The organism is Bacillus sp. Marseille-Q1617, from assembly GCF_903645295.1.
In the GTDB taxonomy this organism is placed as follows: Bacteria; Bacillota; Bacilli; order Bacillales; family Bacillaceae_B; genus Rossellomorea.
On the sequence record NZ_CAHJXM010000001.1, the window covers coordinates 909,035 to 925,003 of the forward strand.

A 15,969-nucleotide genomic window follows, 5' to 3' on the forward strand; every position below is an offset into this window, starting at 1 on the left:
TAACACACGGCCAGTGGTACAGACTAATAAAAGCAGAATGGGCAGATGCCCTTTTTTAAAAAATGAAATTAAATGATTGACTAAAATCGATTACAGTTGTAAACTCTAAATATAAGTTGATTACAAATGTAAACGAAAGAGAGGTGACATCCTTTGCCCAATGAGGAAAAACCTGAAATCACGGATTCCGAATGGGAGGTCATGCGGGTCGTCTGGGCGCTTGAAGAAGTGACCAGCAAGGAAATAAGCAAAGTCCTTGAAAACAAAAGAGATTGGAAGCCCGCGACGACCAAGACATTTATTGGGAGACTCGTCAAAAAAGGCATGCTTCAAACGAAAAAATCCGGCAACCGGTTCATCTACACCGCCGCTGTCAGCGAAGAGGAAAGTTTAAAAACGTTAAAGGCAGGATTATTTCATCACATATGCAGCCGTGCAGTCGGCAAGACGATTGCCGACCTCATCGGAGAAGCTACCCTAAGTCATGACGACATCGCCATGCTCGAGGAAGTGTTACAAAACAAGAAAAAAAACGCTGTCGAGGAGGTCGCATGCAACTGCGTCCCCGGCCAGTGCACATGCAAAAAAGATCACGGCATGAACTGCCAGCATTGATTATGGTTTCCTTCGACCGAAGAGGCTTACGGGACGGCAGCGGTAAGCGAAGACTTCCACGGAAATCAACAGCGGTGGTCAACATTCAAACAAACTTAAGGAGTGTTCAAAAATGGAAAAAACATTATTGAAAGTATCAGGAATGACATGCGGAAACTGCGTCAAGAAAGTAGAAACGACACTTAATGAACTGGATGGAGTGGAAAAAGCAAAAGTCGATCTTGAGAATGCATCCGCTAAAGTGAAGTATGACGAAACGAAACAATCTCCTGAAAGCTTAAGCAAAGCGGTCTCTGAAGCAGGTTACGAATCAGAACCGATCAAATAAAAAGGTGGTCTCACACGATGACAGAAAAAACGTTAAGCATCGAAGGGATGACATGTGCGTCGTGTTCGCAGGCAGTGGAAAAAGCGACGGGTAAACTGTCAGGGGTACAGGAAGCCAGTGTAAATCTGGCCACAGAAAAACTGCGTATTACATTTAATGAAAATGAAATCACACTGGATGAGATAAAGAACGCTGTGGATGATGCAGGGTATAAGGCGGTCACGGAAATGGAAAAGAAAACCTTCACCGTGTCCGGCATGACCTGCGCCTCATGTGTGCAGTCGGTTGAAAAGGCGACCGGGAAACTCCACGGGGTGAAAGAATCAAGCGTCAATATGGCAACGGAGAAAATGGTCGTTGAATATGATCCGTCCATGCTCACAGTGTCCGACATCAAAAGAGCGGTATCCGATGCCGGGTATGAAGCCGAGGAAGATGTCGATGCAGGTGATGCGGTCGATGAAGACAGAGAAAAGAAAGAAAAGCATATCAAGCATATGTGGAGACGTTTCTGGGTTTCAGCCCTCTTCACGGTTCCGCTCCTGCTCGTTTCAATGGGGCATATGTTCGGCATGCCGCTGCCTGAAGCAATCGATCCGATGATGAACCCGACAGGATTTGCGCTTGTGCAGCTCATCCTCACAATTCCTGTAATGGTGATGGGGAAGCCATTTTTCACCGTTGGATTTAAGACGCTTATCAAGCGCCATCCCAATATGGATTCCCTGGTGGCACTGGGAACGAGTGCAGCATTTGTGTACAGTGTCATTGCCTCCATATTCATCGTACTGGGGAATGAAAGCTACGCGCAGGATCTTTATTATGAGTCGGCAGCGGTCATCCTGACACTCATTACACTGGGTAAATATTTCGAAGCCCTTTCAAAAGGGAAAACCTCGGAAGCGATCAAGAAGCTGATGGGGCTGGCCCCTAAAACAGCGATCGTCGTCAGGGACGGAAAAGAAACCGAGATTTCGATTGAGGAAGTGGAAGCCGGTGACATCATCATTGTCAAACCCGGTGAAAAGCTGCCGGTCGATGGCGTCGTAGTGGAAGGGAAGACTTCCGTGGACGAATCGATGCTGACAGGTGAAAGCATCCCGGTTGAAAAAGAAGCAGGAGCTTCTGTCATCGGAGCCAGCATCAATAAAAATGGAACGATCCGCTACGAAGCGACAAAGGTAGGGAGAGATACCGCCTTGTCCCAGATCATAAAGCTGGTGGAGGACGCACAGGGTTCCAAAGCGCCGATTGCAAAAATGGCAGACGTCATTTCCGGTTATTTCGTACCAATCGTGATCGTGCTGGCAATCCTCTCAGGTCTCGCCTGGTACTTCGGCGGTGAATCAGGTCTCTTCGCATTCACCATCGCCATCTCGATTTTGGTTATTGCATGCCCTTGCGCCCTCGGGCTTGCAACCCCGACCGCCATCATGGTCGGTACCGGAAAAGGTGCTGAAAACGGCGTACTGATCAAAAGCGGCGGAGCACTCGAAACGACGCATAAAATCGATACGATCGTATTTGATAAAACAGGAACGATCACGGAAGGGAAGCCTGTCGTCACAGATATCGTGACGTCTGGCGGAACCTCTGAAGAAGAACTTCTGATCCTTGCCGCTTCCGCAGAAAAAGGATCTGAGCATCCGCTGGGTGAAGCGATTGTCAGGGCCGCAGAGGAAAAGGGGCTTTCCCTTCTTAAAACAGAATTTTTTGACGCCATAACAGGTCAGGGACTTGAAGTAACGGTCGATGGCAAAGATCTTCTGCTTGGAAACCGCAAGCTTATGGATGAAAACGATGTTGAGTTAGGGGACTTGCAGGAAACTTCGGACCGCCTGGCATCAGAGGGTAAAACGCCAATGTATATCGCAGTAGAAGAAGAAATTGCTGGAATCATCGCGGTTGCAGACACGGTCAAGGAAACAAGTTACAAAGCCATCAAAAAGCTTCACAAAATGGGCATCGAGGTTGCCATGATCACCGGTGACAATAAACGGACCGCTGAAGCCATTGCGGAGCAGGTTGGAATCGACAGCGTATTGAGTGAAGTGCTGCCTGAAGACAAAGCAAATGAAGTCAAAAAGCTTCAGGAAGAGGGAAAAAAAGTCGCCATGGTCGGTGACGGCATCAACGACGCACCTGCCCTTGCACAGGCAGATATCGGAATTGCCATCGGATCAGGGACGGACGTTGCCATGGAATCAGCCGATATCGTCCTTATGAGAAGCGACCTGATGGACGTACCGACAGCTGTCGAGCTCAGCAAAGCCACAATCCGGAATATCAAACAGAATCTCTTCTGGGCTTTTGCCTACAACATCCTGGGAATCCCGGTTGCAATGGGCGTACTCTATCTATTCGGAGGACCGCTGTTGAATCCGATGATCGCAGGGGCTGCCATGAGCTTCAGTTCCGTATCGGTATTGCTCAATGCCCTTCGCCTGAAAGGATTCAAGCCATCCGGGATATAAGGAGTGATACAGACGATGAATAAGGAATTGATCTTGGAACTTTATACACGCCCAACATGCTCTGACTGCCAGGCAGCCAAAGAATACTTGGCAGAGCACGACATCGATTACGTGCATAAAAATGTCGGTGAGGATGCCATGTTGGAGAAGGAATTAATCGATATAGCGGGTTCCCGCATCGTACCCTCCTTTGTTTTTTACAAAAAAGGACTATTGGGTAAGAAGAAATTCGTGAAGAACCTGATCGGCTTTGAGAATAATCGAGAAGAAATTGAAAAATTATTGGGCTGAACATTCTAAAGGGGGAAGACCTTCAACATTGGTTGAGGGTCTTTTTGTTTTGTGAGATTCCTCTAACGGGAATGTCATTGGTATTTTCCAAATACCGTAATCTAAAACTCCCCATTTGTGGACATGATATATACATCTCGGTATCAAAGATGATTCTATGGTTTTAATGTTTGTGACGATACTAGTCTTGATCGTTCTCGTGTTGAAAGTGAAAAAAAGATTATCGCCTGTACAGATGTATGTAACATCTATCTTTTCCGTCTACTTGGCGCTTTTTGCAGATTCAGTTTTAGGCGGGATGTATGAATTATATTCTTACTTTAAACCTGGTGTACAAGGAATCGATTTTGTAGGAGCAATTGTGATCTATCCTGCTATCAACATCCTGTTTTTATCAAAGTTCCCCGTTGGAAAAAGTTTTAGATCTAAAACTTTCTACCTAATAGGGTGGAGTCTGTTCGCCATTGGTTATGAATACATCGCTTCTGAGTACTCTTCTTTTTTTAATTACAGTGGATGGCAGCTGATTTATTCAGTTCCGATCTATCCAGCTTTGTACTTGATATTAGTGTGGAATCTTCGTTTGGTTGAAAAACTAGAAATGAAGGATGAACGGTTGTTTCATCTGAAACCGATTGAGTGGTATGGGAGTATCGTGTTTATTCTTTACCTTAACCTGGCTGCAGATGCCATACTGAAAGGGAGTTACGAGCTTTATTATTATGTGGTGAATGATGTTCATCCTGTCGATTTCGTCTTTCGCATGCTTGTGCTTCTGGTACCACTCCTTTTTTATCTAAGCACACAATCCAAACAATTCTCCTTGTGGAAGTTTATACTATGGATTGTTATTTACGTGGTTATTTATGAGATAGCTGATCAGCTTGGTTACTTTCATGAAAAACAATGGAATAGTTATTTAACCATCTTAAAAACGGCTGCGACACTGATACTGGTTCAAATGAATCTGAGGTATCTGCAGTCGTTGGCAGGAAGAGAAGAAGAGCTTCGATGAGTAATGGGTTCTGTTTTGGAGTACAAAATTGCAATCTACACCGCAAAATGTGGATGTATTTACATCTAATCTTACCCGGCAAAGTGAACAAAAGCAGAACCCTTCGAGCCAGATGAAAGAATCAGTATCATTGGATAATTAAATAAGGGGAGAAATTTCCCTTAATGACGAAATCGAACTGAAAATAATTAAAATAAAGGGAAGTTTTACTTCTATTTACTTGAAAAACATTAAAATTGGGGATCTGTGCCAAGATTAAAAGAAAATTTTCCCCTTATTTACCCTTATCCAAGCAAGCTTCAGCAGATTAGCGGGAAAATTTCCCCCTATTTATATCTTTAGTTACTTTACAAAGGCTAAGGTATCCTATGCATCCAATATTCCCAACCTGTTCTTTAGTTTAATAAGGATTTACAAGGACTTTTTGAAACTTTTCACGCCCCGGCATCGTATATAAGGTATCAAACAAACGAGGGGGATCACATGAAAAAACTACTTGGACTTGGATCGGCGGTACTTCTGACAATCGGATTGACGGCATGCGGAACGACAACGAGCGGAACAGATGTGGAAGAAATCATCAATTCTTCTATTTCTGCCTCAGAAAAGATGGAAAGCTTTCACGTGAAGATGGAGATGGATCAGGATATCATCCCGGCTGCCGAGGATGCGGGGGAAGTGAACCAGTCGTCGACGATTGAGATGGATTACGTTATGGAACCGCTTGGTATGTATCAGACGACAGAAATGACGATGATGGGAATGCCAATCGAAGCGGAAACCTATTTTACAGAAGAGGGACTTTACACGAAGGATTCAATGAGTAACAAGTGGCAGTCAGCACCGAAGGAACTGTCGGATTCCGTTGTGGAAATGAGTAAGAATCAAGCGGATGCAACGGAGCAGCTTAAGCAATTAAAGGAATATATCAAAGATGTAAAGGTGGAAGAAAAAGAGGGTCACTACCTGATCTCTTTCTCAGCTTCGGGTAAGGAATATCAAAGTTTAGTAGAAGAGACGGTAGAATCCACGATGCCTGAAGGAATCATGCCGAAAGAACTTCTGGAAGGCTTGAAAGTGAACAAATTGAGTTACACCTATGAAATCGACAAGAAGACATACTACCCGGTGAATTTTACAGTTGATATGGATTTCGATATGGAGATTGAAGGCGAGAAGGTACAATCGATCCAGAAGATGAAGGGCACCTATTCGAAAATCAATGAGATTGATGAAATCAAGATACCTGCGGACGTGAAAGAGAGTGCTGTTGAGATTGATGAGTCTGCATTGCAAAGCGAACAATGACTGAATGGCGTGTGGTAAATCCACACGCTATTTTTATTGAAAAATATATTTCGGAATCGAGAGTTCTACATTGTTTATTTCCAATTAAGCTAGTACGATAGTCTTATGAAAAGGATCTTTTAGAATAATAGATGATGATGGGATTGGATGCTTGAATTAATCTTTTACACGATGATTAACCTGCGAAAAGAGGATGAGGATGAATACACTTTTAAGAAATGAAAAATCAGGAAGTACACAGGGATTTAAACCGGAGCAGGTAATGACCGCAATCGAACGGTCACTTGCGATGATCCAATTCGACCCGAAAGGAAACGTTTTATGGGTGAATGAGAATTTTGCCCATACGGTTGGATATAGAGTGCATGAGATGCCCGGGATGATGCACAGGCAATTTTGCACACCCGAGTTTGCGGAAAGCAGTGAGTATCAACAGCTTTGGAGAAACTTGCGGAACGGAAAAAGCTTTCAGGAAAAGATTCAGCGTGTGACAAAACATGGGAAGCTCATCTGGCTCGAAGCTACATATACACCGGTTTATGACGATGGGGGCAAGGTCGTCGGCGTGGTGAAAGTTGCAACCGACATAACTGATCGTGAAAATGCTGCCTTCAAGGTCGCTTCTGATTTGCAGCAAATGTCTGAGGACCTTAGTGAAAAAGCGGAAGCGGGCATCGCGAGAAGTGAAGAAGCAACCCTCGCAATCGGCAGGCTCGTGGAGGAGTCCAAAGAAAATCTAGACATCATGGAATCTCTTAAATCCCAGGCAAAATCGATTGAAAGCATTGTGAAAACAATCCGCGAGATTGCTACGCAAACGAATCTCCTGGCATTGAACGCAGCCATCGAAGCGGCCCGTGCAGGTGAGCATGGGAGAGGGTTCAACGTAGTTGCCGGTGAAGTAAGGAAGCTCGCCACCCGTGTGCAGGAATCCATCGGGGAGGTCAATGCCCGTATCGATGGGATTACGGGTGAAATCAATAAAGTCAGTGAAGGAACGATTCGCTCCCAGACAGGGATCTCCAACAACCTCATCCTCCATGAACAGGCCGTTGCGGCATTCAAAGAAATCGGAAGTGCAGCCCGCCAGCTCGATCGGCAGGCAAAGGATTTTAAAACGATCTTATAATTACTCAGAAGGCCCGTCCCTTATCGCATTAAAGCGATGAGGGACGGGCCTTCGATGGTTTCATCCGTTAACCTTGACTGATTTTCGTTCGATGAGTTCGGTTGTCAGCTTGTAGTTCGAATCGACTTTTTCCTTTGACAGCACCTGGAAAATCAGGTGGACTGCAAGGGCACCGGCTTCATACTTTGGCTGGCGCATGGTGGTAAGCGGCGGAGAGACGTATTCTGAGAGCTGGATATCATCGAATCCGATGATGGAAATATCATCTGGGACCGAGAGTTTCTTTTCATTCAGCGCTTGAAGACCGCCGATGGCCATTTCATCGTTTGCGTAGAAGATGGCTTGCGGAACATCCTTTTGGGCGATGAGCATCTTGGTTGCCTGGTAGCCGCCTTCCCTTGTGAAGCCGCCAGATACTTTCCATTTTGAACGGTATTCGATCCCGTGCTTTTCAAGTGCCGATTGATAGCCTTTGAATCGCAGTTCGTTGTCATGGGAGTTGTAGGGTCCGCTGACGTAGGCGATATCACGGCTGCCTTTTTCGATCAGGTGCTCGGTCGCCATGAATGCACCGTGCTCGTTATCGACTTCTATCTGTACGACATGATCGCTTTGGACGCTGCGGTCGAGGACGACAATCGGGAAGCCTTCCCGGGCTGAATCAAGGATCGTTTTGTCATCGATATTATGGGCAAGGATGATGACGCCGTCCACACGCTTTTCCCGCAGGAATTTAACCGCGGTGGATTGAGCCCCGCCAATTGAACTGCAGGCGATGAGGTCATATCCGTTCGTTGATGCGACATCCTGGACTCCTTTGATCAGTTCCGAATAATAAGGGCCGGAAAGGTCGCTCAGGATCAGTGCGATTGTATTCGTGCTCGTCCGTTTGAGATCGGAAGCGAGTCCATTTTTTTGGTAATTCAGTTCTTTTGCTGCGGCTATTACTTTCTGCCGGGTTTCCTCGCTGACCTTGGTACTGTTGTTGAGCGCGTAGGAAGCGGTGGAGACCGCGACCCCGGAAAGCTTGGCCACGTCTTTTATGGTTGCCATGTGTTCACTTCCTTTTAACATAAGGCTTGTCGTTTTCCTTGTTTGTATATGTCTCATTATACAATTGATGGTATGAATTGTAAGCGGTTTAGTTTTGTATGAGATAAACAATGGTTTCATACGGGCGCATTTTTTTCAGTTCCGAAGGCCGTCCGGCTGCTTCCGTATAATTGTTTATCACGATTTCGCATTTGCTGCCGTCGAAACCTGAAGGCAGTGCAAGCTCCGGTTCGTTTCCGTAAAAGTTCGCGACGACCACCAGTGTCTCGTTTCCGAGTGTTCTTTTATATGCGAAAATCTCAGGATGATCTTTCAAGATCAGCTCATACTTACCGTAGATGATGATGTCGTGTTCTTTTCTTAATGAGATCAGCTTCTTATAGTAATGGAAGATAGAGCCTTCATCTTTCAACGCATCCTCAGCGTTGATATCCTTATGGTTTGCATTTACTTCAAGCCACGGTGTCCCGGTTGTAAAGCCGCCGTGCAGGCCGCGGTTCCACTGGAACGGGGTGCGGGCATTGTCACGTCCTTTTACATGGATGGATTTCATGACGTCTTCTTGCGGGATGCCTTGCGAGATCTTTTCATTATAAAAATTGATCGTTTCGATATCGCGATAGTCCCGGATATCATCGAAAACAATGTTGGTCATCCCGATTTCTTCGCCTTGATAGATATAAGGGGTTCCCTGCATCATGTGAAGAAGGGTCGCAAGCATCTTGGCCGACTCTACACGGTATGTGCTCTCATTGCCCCATCTGGACACGATCCTCGGCTGATCGTGATTATTCCAATACAAACTGTTCCAGCCTTGGCCATATAGCTCTGTCTGCCATTTGCCCAGTGTTTCTTTTAAGTCTTGCAGTTCGAGAGGCTTTAACGCCCATTTTCCTTTTCCTTCCACTTCGTCAAGTGACATATGCTGAAAGGTGAAGACCATATCGAGCTCGCCCCGTCCTTCACCCGTATACAGCTTTGCTGTCTCAGGTGTGGCAGAAGGCGTTTCCCCGACGGTTACGGTCGGATAGTTTGAGAGGACCTCCCGATTCATTTCCTGAAGATAGTCGTGAAGCTTTGGCCCGTCTGTCAGGACCTTGTCATCAATCTCTTTTCCAATCAGATCGATGACGTCCATCCGGAAGCCGCTCACGCCTTTATCCAGCCAGAAATTCATCATCTTATAGAGGTGATCCCGGACTTCCCTGTTATGAAGGTTCAGGTCAGGCTGTTTTTTACTGAAGAGATGGAAGTAGTACTCACCGGTCGCCCCATCAAGTTCCCAGGCCGGTCCGCTGAAAACGGACGTGATATCGCTCGGCGGGCCGTCGCTGCCTTCTCTCCAGATATAATAATCACGATACGGATTGTCCCTCGATTTCCGGGATTCGATGAACCATGGATGCTCATCCGATGTGTGGTTGATGACGAGATCCATTATGATATGAATGTCCCGTTTATGCGCCTCTGCGATCAATTTATCCATATCATCCATCGTACCGAAATCACTCATGATTTCATAATAATCGCTGATATCATAGCCGTTGTCATCATTCGGTGATTGATAGACAGGGCTGAGCCAGAGGATGTCGATTCCGAGAAAAGCGAGATAATCAAGTTTATCAATGATACCTGGGATGTCGCCAATCCCGTCTCCGTTATGATCATTAAAACTGCGCGGGTATATTTGATACACCGTTGATTGATGCCACCATTTTTTGTTCATGTTACCTCCTAGTGTGCTTTGGCTTTTCATTTCTTGATGGGGGAGGGGAGTGGTGGCAGTGGTGCCAGGCACACAGCAACCCAATTGTGCCTGGCACAAAATTGCCTGAGTGTTCCTGGCACAATCCAGTTCCTCGGGGCCAGGAACAAACCGCCACAAACGAACCAGTCCCAAAGACACCAAATGGTGCCTGCCTCATCTCAAAAGATGTAAGCGGACACCATTTTGACCCTTATTTAATCCCCGACATCGTAAATCCTTCCACGATATATTTCTGGAAGAAGGAGAAGATGATGATGATCGGTACGACCATGAACGCAGCTCCGGCCATCTGCAGGCCAAAGTTATTCGCATACTGCCCTTGGAGAAGTGATAGTCCTACAGACAATGTATAAAGACTTTCATCATTCGCAATGATCAACGGCCATAAGAAGCTGTTCCAGGCACCGATGAAGGTAAGGATACCCTGGACGGCGAAAATCGGTTTCGCAATCGGTACGATCAAGCGGAAGAAGATATAGAATTCCCCGGCGCCGTCAAGACGTGCAGCCTCGATCAGGTCGGTCGGGATCGTCGTCATGAATTGTCTGAACAGGAAGATACTGAAGGCAGCTGCAAGTCCAGGCAGGACGATCCCTGTCATCGTATTTGTCAGTCCCATTTCATTTAAAATCAAGTAAACGGGAATCATGGTTACTTGTGCAGGGATCATCATTGTCGCAAGCACGATGTAAAAGATCTTTTCTCTTCCTTTAAATTGATACTTTGCAAATCCGTAGCCAGCCATGGCATTGAAGAACAGGCCTACAAAGGAGAAGAGGACAATGATCAAGGTGTTTCGTAAATAGACCCCGAAGTTCATGCTTTCAAACAAATTGGCGTAATTTTCGAGAGTCGGATTCTCAGGAATCAGCGTTGGCGGTATTTGAAGCACTTCGCTTTCAGGCTTGAATGAGCTTGAGATCATCCAGATGAAAGGAACGGATACAATGATACCGCCGAGAATCAGTAAGATGATGACAAAGAGCCGTTCCATTTTAAATGTTTTCATAATTTCAACCCCCGATACTGATAAATTTTAAAGTTTAGTATTCTGTATCAGATTTTCTAATCTTAAATTGAACCAATGTAATGATGATGATAAACACGAACAGAATGAATGAACCTGCCGCTGCGTAACCGAATTCACTGAACTGGAAACCTTTTTGGTAGATGAATAATGCCATAGAAATCGTTCCATCCAGCGGGCCGCCGTTTGTCATGACGAACGGTTCCTCGAAAAATTGCAGCCAGCCGATCAGTGTCGTGACGGTCACGAAGAAGGTAGCATAGCGCAACAATGGGATCGTGACATTCCACAGGACCTGCCAGCGGTTGGCCCCGTCCATTTCAGCCGCTTCATAATACGATTTCGGAATGCCCTGAAGTGCAGCGAGAAAGATGATCATGTTGATCCCGATCCCTTTCCATACAGCTAAAACAATCAACGATAACTTGGCGATCGTTGGCTCTCCTAACCAAGGAATCTTCTCGACATCCAGTAATGATAGTAAGTAATTGAATAATCCATATTCCGTGTTATAAAGAAATCCCCAGATAACGGCCACAGCGATGATGTTCGTGATGGAAGGCATGTAATACACACCTCTGAATACTGTGAACAGTTTGCTTGTCCCGTAATTGAGAAGGAGCGCAATCCCTAAAGAGAAAACAATGACAAGGGGAACCCCGATGATGACATAGAAGAACGTGTTGTAAATCGACTTATGGAACAGATCATCCGATATCAATTTAGAGTAGTTTTCCATACCGACAAAGTTCACATTCGACCAGTTGGCCAGTCCTGCCAAATCCAGATCCGTAAAGCTGATCAGAAAGGCCACTATGATCGGAACAATGCTGAAGACAGTCAAAATGACCACTGCAGGAGCAATAAACACGTATGGATGCTTATTTGTTCTGAAACCTTTTAATCCATTGCTCATGATATCCCACCTAACTAAAACACCGCGCAAGGTTTATTTTAAAAATGGAGTTCAGGCAATCCCGGAAGGGGATGTGCCTGTAACTCCAACTTTCTTCCTTATAGAGCGAATGCTTTTTCTTATTTTAAAAAATGTCCATCTCGGCGGCCTGGGACTCGAGGTCATAAGTCAAGTCAGCCAAAAAGGCCAAAAACGCCTTTCGGGCTTACTCGCCTTATGCTTGTTGTCCCAGGGCGAGCCGCCTCCGCTTTTCTAATTTACTCAACTATTTCATTTGCCTTCTTATTGAATTGCTCTAACTCTTTATCGATATCAGCACCGCCGACAGTGATTCTTTCAATGGAAGAAAGGAATTCCTGTGCGATCTTTTCAAATTCTTTAATTTGAGGTGATGCTTTCGTGTTTTCAAGCTGCTTACCAAAAACAGATAGTAAAGGATCTTCTTTTAACTTAGGCTCTTCCCAAGCTTCTGTGCGTGAAGGAAGTGTGTTTGACATTTCCAGCCATTCCATTTGTGTGTCCACTTCGTTCATATAAGAGATGAATTTAAGAGATTCATCAACATTTTCAGAGTTGTGGAAGATCGACAGGTTCGATCCGCCCATGCTTGATGTGTTTGTTTCTTTCTTCGGCATTTCCGCTACTGCCCATTTGTCTTTAAGGTCAGGAGCCTGGTCGTTGATGATGTTGATCATCCAAGGACCGCTGAAGAACATCGGTTTCGAACCGCTCTTGAATGCTTGTACAATATCGATTCCTTCAGCAGTAGGGCTCAGGCCTTCCTGGAAGTAGCTTGCATAGTACTCGATCGCTCCCTTGAATTCAGGGCTGTCGAAGTTCATTTTGTCCTTGCCTTCGAACTCGTATCCATTTTGCCATGCAAAGATGAATGGAGTGATTTGGTCATTACGGTCGATATCAAGTCCGTACATGTCGTCACCGCGAGCGTTCAGCTTTTCAGCTGCATCTTTCATTTCATCCCAAGTTGCAGGAGCCTTGTCGTATCCGGCTTCTTTCAATAGATCTGTACGGTAGTATAGAACGCGTGTATCGATGTACCAAGGAACACCAACAATTTTGTCATCATACTTCATGGAAGTAACGGAACCTTCGAAGAAATTCTCAGGCTTGAATTCTGGATAATCTTCTAAGTGAGGAGTCAAATCCAATAGTGCACCTGCGTCAGCAAATTCAGGTACCCAAGTTGTCCCTAATTGAAGTACGTCAGGGCCGTTGCCTGAAGCGACTGCCGTCAGAAGCTTGTCGTGAGCATTGCCCCAAGGAATTGCTTGTACTTTAACCGAGATGTCTTTGTTTTCTTCTTCGAATTTAGAAGCCATTTCTTTAAGTTTTTTTCCTTCTTCACCCATTGCCCAGACGCTGATTTCTGTTTTGCCGTCTTTTGAGTCACCGCCGCCTCCGCATGCTGCCAAAACAGTGGATAATGCCATCATAGCGACTAATAGTAGTGTCCATGATTTCTTTCTCATTCTCCCATCTCCATTCTATTGTTATTATTTTTTTGAAAAATGAAGCATTGCCCGAATGATTCCTTCTGTTATTTGTTAAGAAATGAAAGTCGGAAATCATTCAAACGTTATTGAAACGTTTCGATGACTATATTATAATCAAACGTGAATCCGCTTTCAACCACTTTTTGAAAAATAGTTGATTGTAAAAATTTGTGACTGTTGATAAAGCGTGTAAATACAATTAAATCCTTGTTAAATAGATGATTTTGGTATTTGTTGAGTTTGGGGATCTGTGTTGACTATCAGTAAGAATACCCTTATAATTCGACTCAACTGTTAATTGAAACGTTTCACTAAAATGAAGAATTGCACGATTATATCCTAATCCTTGGAGGTTCCAATATGAATGAACACAAACTTACTTCATTAGTAAAAGAAATGACATTGGATGAAAAGATTGCTCAACTGACTCAGCTTGCCACTCCATTTTTTAAAGGGGCAAGTGACGGAGGGCAGATCACGGGCCCGATGGCCGATATGGGTATCACCGATGACATGATCGAGAACACGGGATCGGTCCTCGGTGCGTCCGGAGCGAAAGAAGTGAAGAACATCCAACGAAAGCATCTGGAAGATAACCGGTTAGGCATTCCTTTATTAGTTATGTCTGATATCGTGCACGGATATAAAACCATTTTTCCGGTACCGCTTGCGATCGGGTGCTCATGGGACCTTGAACTGGCAGAGAAAAGTGCAGAAATTGCGGCAAAAGAAGCATCTGCATCCGGTGTGCATGTCACATTTGCCCCGATGGTCGACCTTGTCCGCGATCCACGCTGGGGCAGGGTGATGGAATCGACAGGAGAAGACCCTTATTTAAATAGTGAGTTTGCCAGGGCATTTGTGCGAGGCTTCCAAGGAAACGACCTGACCAATGAAAAAGACCGCGTCGCTGCATGCGTGAAGCACTTCGCAGCTTACGGGGCAGCGGAAGGAGGCCGTGACTACAACACGGTGGACATGTCCGAACGTGAGCTTCGTGAAATTTATCTTCCAGCTTATAAAGCGGCGCTTGATGAAGGGTGTGAGATGGTGATGACCGCGTTCAATACCGTCTTCGGGATTCCAGCTACCGGAAACAAGAAGCTGATGCGCTCGATTCTCCGCGAAGAAATGGGCTTTGACGGCATACTGATCTCGGACTGGGGTGCAGTGAAGGAAATGATTCCTCACGGCGTTGCCGAGGATGAAAAGGAAGCTGCTTTGAAAGCTCTTACGGCTGGTGTGGATATCGAAATGATGACATCGACATATGTGAAATACCTGCGGGCATTGGTAGAAGAGGGGCAGCTTGATGAATCACTGATTGATGAAGCTGTCCAACGGATCCTGACTCTGAAAGAGAAGCTTGGTTTATTCGAGAATCCATATCGGGGAGCGGATGAAGAGCTAGAGGAAGAACTCGTCATGAGTGCTTCTCACCGTGAAGCTGCAAGGGATCTTGCTGCCAAATCGGCTGTGCTGTTGAAAAATGAAGGCGTTTTACCACTTGATAAGAATCAGAAGATTGCATTGATCGGTCCTTTTGCAGAAAACGGAGATATCCTCGGACCGTGGTCGTGGCTTGGTTCGAAAGAAGATGCCGTGACGGTGAAGGAAGGATTTTTACAAAAAATCGATCCTTCACAGCTGTCTGTCGCAAAAGGCAGTGCTATTGAAACAATTACTGAAGAGCAAATACAAGAAGCGTTGGAAGCGGCAAAAGACGCTGATGTGATCGTCCTTGCACTCGGTGAAGATTCGGAAATGAGCGGTGAAGCAGGCTGCCGCGCGGATATCAAGCTCCTGGGGGCGCAGCTGGAATTGATTCAGCGCATCAAAGAACTCGGCAAGCCTACGGTATCCGTCTTATTCAATGGACGCCCGCTCGATCTGCACGGTGTGTGGGATCAAACGGATGCCGTACTCGAAGCCTGGTATCCGGGCACGGAAGGCGGATCTGCCGTGGCTGACTTGTTATTCGGGGACAGAAATCCATCCGGCCGCCTAACGATGTCCTTCCCTTACAGTTCAGGACAGATTCCGGTTTATTATAATCACTACAATACCGGCCGGCCAAAGGGAGCACCTGATGCACAGGAACGCTATGTATCTCAATACCTCGACATTCCGAACAGTCCGCTGTTCCCGTTCGGTTTCGGTTTGAGTTATACAGAATTTAAGTATGATTGCTTGAAGCTTTCCAATGAAACATTGGGCTATGAGGATTCCTTGGAAATATCTATAACCGTGACAAACAGCGGCAAACTTGCGGGGGAAGAAGTCGTTCAATTGTACGTCCGGGATGTGAGCGGAGAAGTGGTCCGCCCGCTGAAAGAACTAAAGGATTTTAGAAAAATCAGCCTGGAAGCTGGTGAAACGAAGGAAGTGACCTTCGCCCTCAAAGAGGAGCAGCTGCGTTACCATCATTCCGATCTTACGTTTACGAGCGATCCGGGAACATTCATCGCTTATATTGGGGGAAACAGCAAAGAAGTCATGGAGAAATCGTTCACACTAGTAAAATAAAGAAA

Annotated in this window: 13 protein-coding genes; 8 read left to right on the forward strand and 5 right to left on the reverse strand. The window is 45.6% G+C overall.

From position 1 onward, the window contains the following. Window positions 1-153 precede the first annotated feature (153 nt). The 7 genes from HWX64_RS04555 to HWX64_RS22070 all read left to right on the forward strand — a co-directional run bounded on the left by HWX64_RS04555 (window position 154) and on the right by HWX64_RS22070 (window position 7,160). Window positions 154-615 carry a CopY/TcrY family copper transport repressor gene (locus tag HWX64_RS04555; RefSeq protein WP_175987666.1) on the forward strand — a complete coding sequence of 154 codons (462 nt, stop codon included), beginning with the start codon at window positions 154-156 and terminating at the stop codon, window positions 613-615. Between the two features lie 112 nt (window positions 616-727). Then, complete coding sequence (locus tag HWX64_RS04560; RefSeq protein ID WP_175987668.1) at window positions 728-943, forward strand: heavy-metal-associated domain-containing protein; 216 nt, start codon at window positions 728-730, stop codon at window positions 941-943. A 17-nt stretch (window positions 944-960) separates the two neighbouring features. Then, the gene (locus HWX64_RS04565) at window positions 961-3,417 is read left to right on the forward strand and encodes a heavy metal translocating P-type ATPase (protein WP_175987670.1); all 2,457 of its coding nucleotides are present in this window, start codon (window positions 961-963) and stop codon (window positions 3,415-3,417) included. A gap of 15 nt (window positions 3,418-3,432) precedes the next feature. Continuing rightward, window positions 3,433-3,708 (forward strand): glutaredoxin family protein, encoded by a 276-nt coding sequence (locus HWX64_RS04570; RefSeq protein ID WP_175987672.1) that lies wholly within the window; start codon window positions 3,433-3,435, stop codon window positions 3,706-3,708. 157 nt (window positions 3,709-3,865) lie between these two features. After that, window positions 3,866-4,723 (forward strand): CBO0543 family protein, encoded by an 858-nt coding sequence (locus HWX64_RS04575; protein ID WP_175987674.1) that lies wholly within the window; start codon window positions 3,866-3,868, stop codon window positions 4,721-4,723. Window positions 4,724-5,206: 483 nt separating this feature from the next. Continuing rightward, window positions 5,207-6,031 (forward strand): DUF6612 family protein, encoded by an 825-nt coding sequence (locus HWX64_RS04580; RefSeq protein ID WP_175987676.1) that lies wholly within the window; start codon window positions 5,207-5,209, stop codon window positions 6,029-6,031. Between the two features lie 199 nt (window positions 6,032-6,230). Continuing rightward, window positions 6,231-7,160, forward strand: coding sequence for a methyl-accepting chemotaxis protein (locus HWX64_RS22070; RefSeq protein WP_175987678.1), 930 nt, complete (start codon window positions 6,231-6,233; stop codon window positions 7,158-7,160). Between the two features lie 60 nt (window positions 7,161-7,220). On the opposite strand, the gene HWX64_RS04590 is transcribed toward HWX64_RS22070, so the two are convergent. From HWX64_RS04590 to HWX64_RS04610, 5 genes are all read right to left on the reverse strand, one after another. Further along, window positions 7,221-8,213, reverse strand: a complete 993-nt coding sequence (locus tag HWX64_RS04590) for a LacI family DNA-binding transcriptional regulator (protein ID WP_175987680.1) — start codon at window positions 8,211-8,213, stop codon at window positions 7,221-7,223. A gap of 88 nt (window positions 8,214-8,301) precedes the next feature. Beyond that, window positions 8,302-9,939 (reverse strand): alpha-glucosidase, encoded by a 1,638-nt coding sequence (locus tag HWX64_RS04595; protein WP_175987682.1) that lies wholly within the window; start codon window positions 9,937-9,939, stop codon window positions 8,302-8,304. Window positions 9,940-10,171: 232 nt separating this feature from the next. Then, window positions 10,172-10,990: a carbohydrate ABC transporter permease gene (locus HWX64_RS04600; protein ID WP_032086182.1), complete on the reverse strand. Its 819-nt coding sequence runs from the start codon at window positions 10,988-10,990 to the stop codon at window positions 10,172-10,174. Window positions 10,991-11,024: 34 nt separating this feature from the next. After that, a complete protein-coding gene (locus HWX64_RS04605; RefSeq protein WP_175987683.1) occupies window positions 11,025-11,924 on the reverse strand; it encodes a carbohydrate ABC transporter permease in 900 nt (299 codons plus the stop codon). Between the two features lie 257 nt (window positions 11,925-12,181). Next, window positions 12,182-13,414 (reverse strand): sugar ABC transporter substrate-binding protein, encoded by a 1,233-nt coding sequence (locus tag HWX64_RS04610; protein WP_175987685.1) that lies wholly within the window; start codon window positions 13,412-13,414, stop codon window positions 12,182-12,184. Window positions 13,415-13,798: 384 nt separating this feature from the next. Between HWX64_RS04610 and bglX the strand changes: the two genes are divergently transcribed. Beyond that, window positions 13,799-15,964, forward strand: a complete 2,166-nt coding sequence (bglX, locus tag HWX64_RS04615) for a beta-glucosidase BglX (RefSeq protein WP_175987687.1) — start codon at window positions 13,799-13,801, stop codon at window positions 15,962-15,964. Window positions 15,965-15,969: the final 5 nt, after the last annotated feature.

What these genes read in the sequence shown, in the direction of transcription:
- HWX64_RS04600 (WP_032086182.1), bottom strand. Translation starts at nt 10,990, where the DNA reads ATGAAAACATTTAAAATGGAACGGCTCTTTGTCATCATCTTACTGATT.
- HWX64_RS04595 (WP_175987682.1), bottom strand. Translation starts at nt 9,939, where the DNA reads ATGAACAAAAAATGGTGGCATCAATCAACGGTGTATCAAATATACCCG.
- HWX64_RS04590 (WP_175987680.1), bottom strand. Translation starts at nt 8,213, where the DNA reads ATGGCAACCATAAAAGACGTGGCCAAGCTTTCCGGGGTCGCGGTCTCC.
- HWX64_RS04605 (WP_175987683.1), bottom strand. Translation starts at nt 11,924, where the DNA reads ATGAGCAATGGATTAAAAGGTTTCAGAACAAATAAGCATCCATACGTG.
- HWX64_RS04610 (WP_175987685.1), bottom strand. Translation starts at nt 13,414, where the DNA reads ATGAGAAAGAAATCATGGACACTACTATTAGTCGCTATGATGGCATTA.
- HWX64_RS04565 (WP_175987670.1), top strand. Translation starts at nt 961, where the DNA reads ATGACAGAAAAAACGTTAAGCATCGAAGGGATGACATGTGCGTCGTGT.
- HWX64_RS04575 (WP_175987674.1), top strand. Translation starts at nt 3,866, where the DNA reads ATGGTTTTAATGTTTGTGACGATACTAGTCTTGATCGTTCTCGTGTTG.
- HWX64_RS04570 (WP_175987672.1), top strand. Translation starts at nt 3,433, where the DNA reads ATGAATAAGGAATTGATCTTGGAACTTTATACACGCCCAACATGCTCT.
- HWX64_RS04580 (WP_175987676.1), top strand. Translation starts at nt 5,207, where the DNA reads ATGAAAAAACTACTTGGACTTGGATCGGCGGTACTTCTGACAATCGGA.
- HWX64_RS22070 (WP_175987678.1), top strand. Translation starts at nt 6,231, where the DNA reads ATGAATACACTTTTAAGAAATGAAAAATCAGGAAGTACACAGGGATTT.
- bglX (WP_175987687.1), top strand. Translation starts at nt 13,799, where the DNA reads ATGAATGAACACAAACTTACTTCATTAGTAAAAGAAATGACATTGGAT.
- HWX64_RS04560 (WP_175987668.1), top strand. Translation starts at nt 728, where the DNA reads ATGGAAAAAACATTATTGAAAGTATCAGGAATGACATGCGGAAACTGC.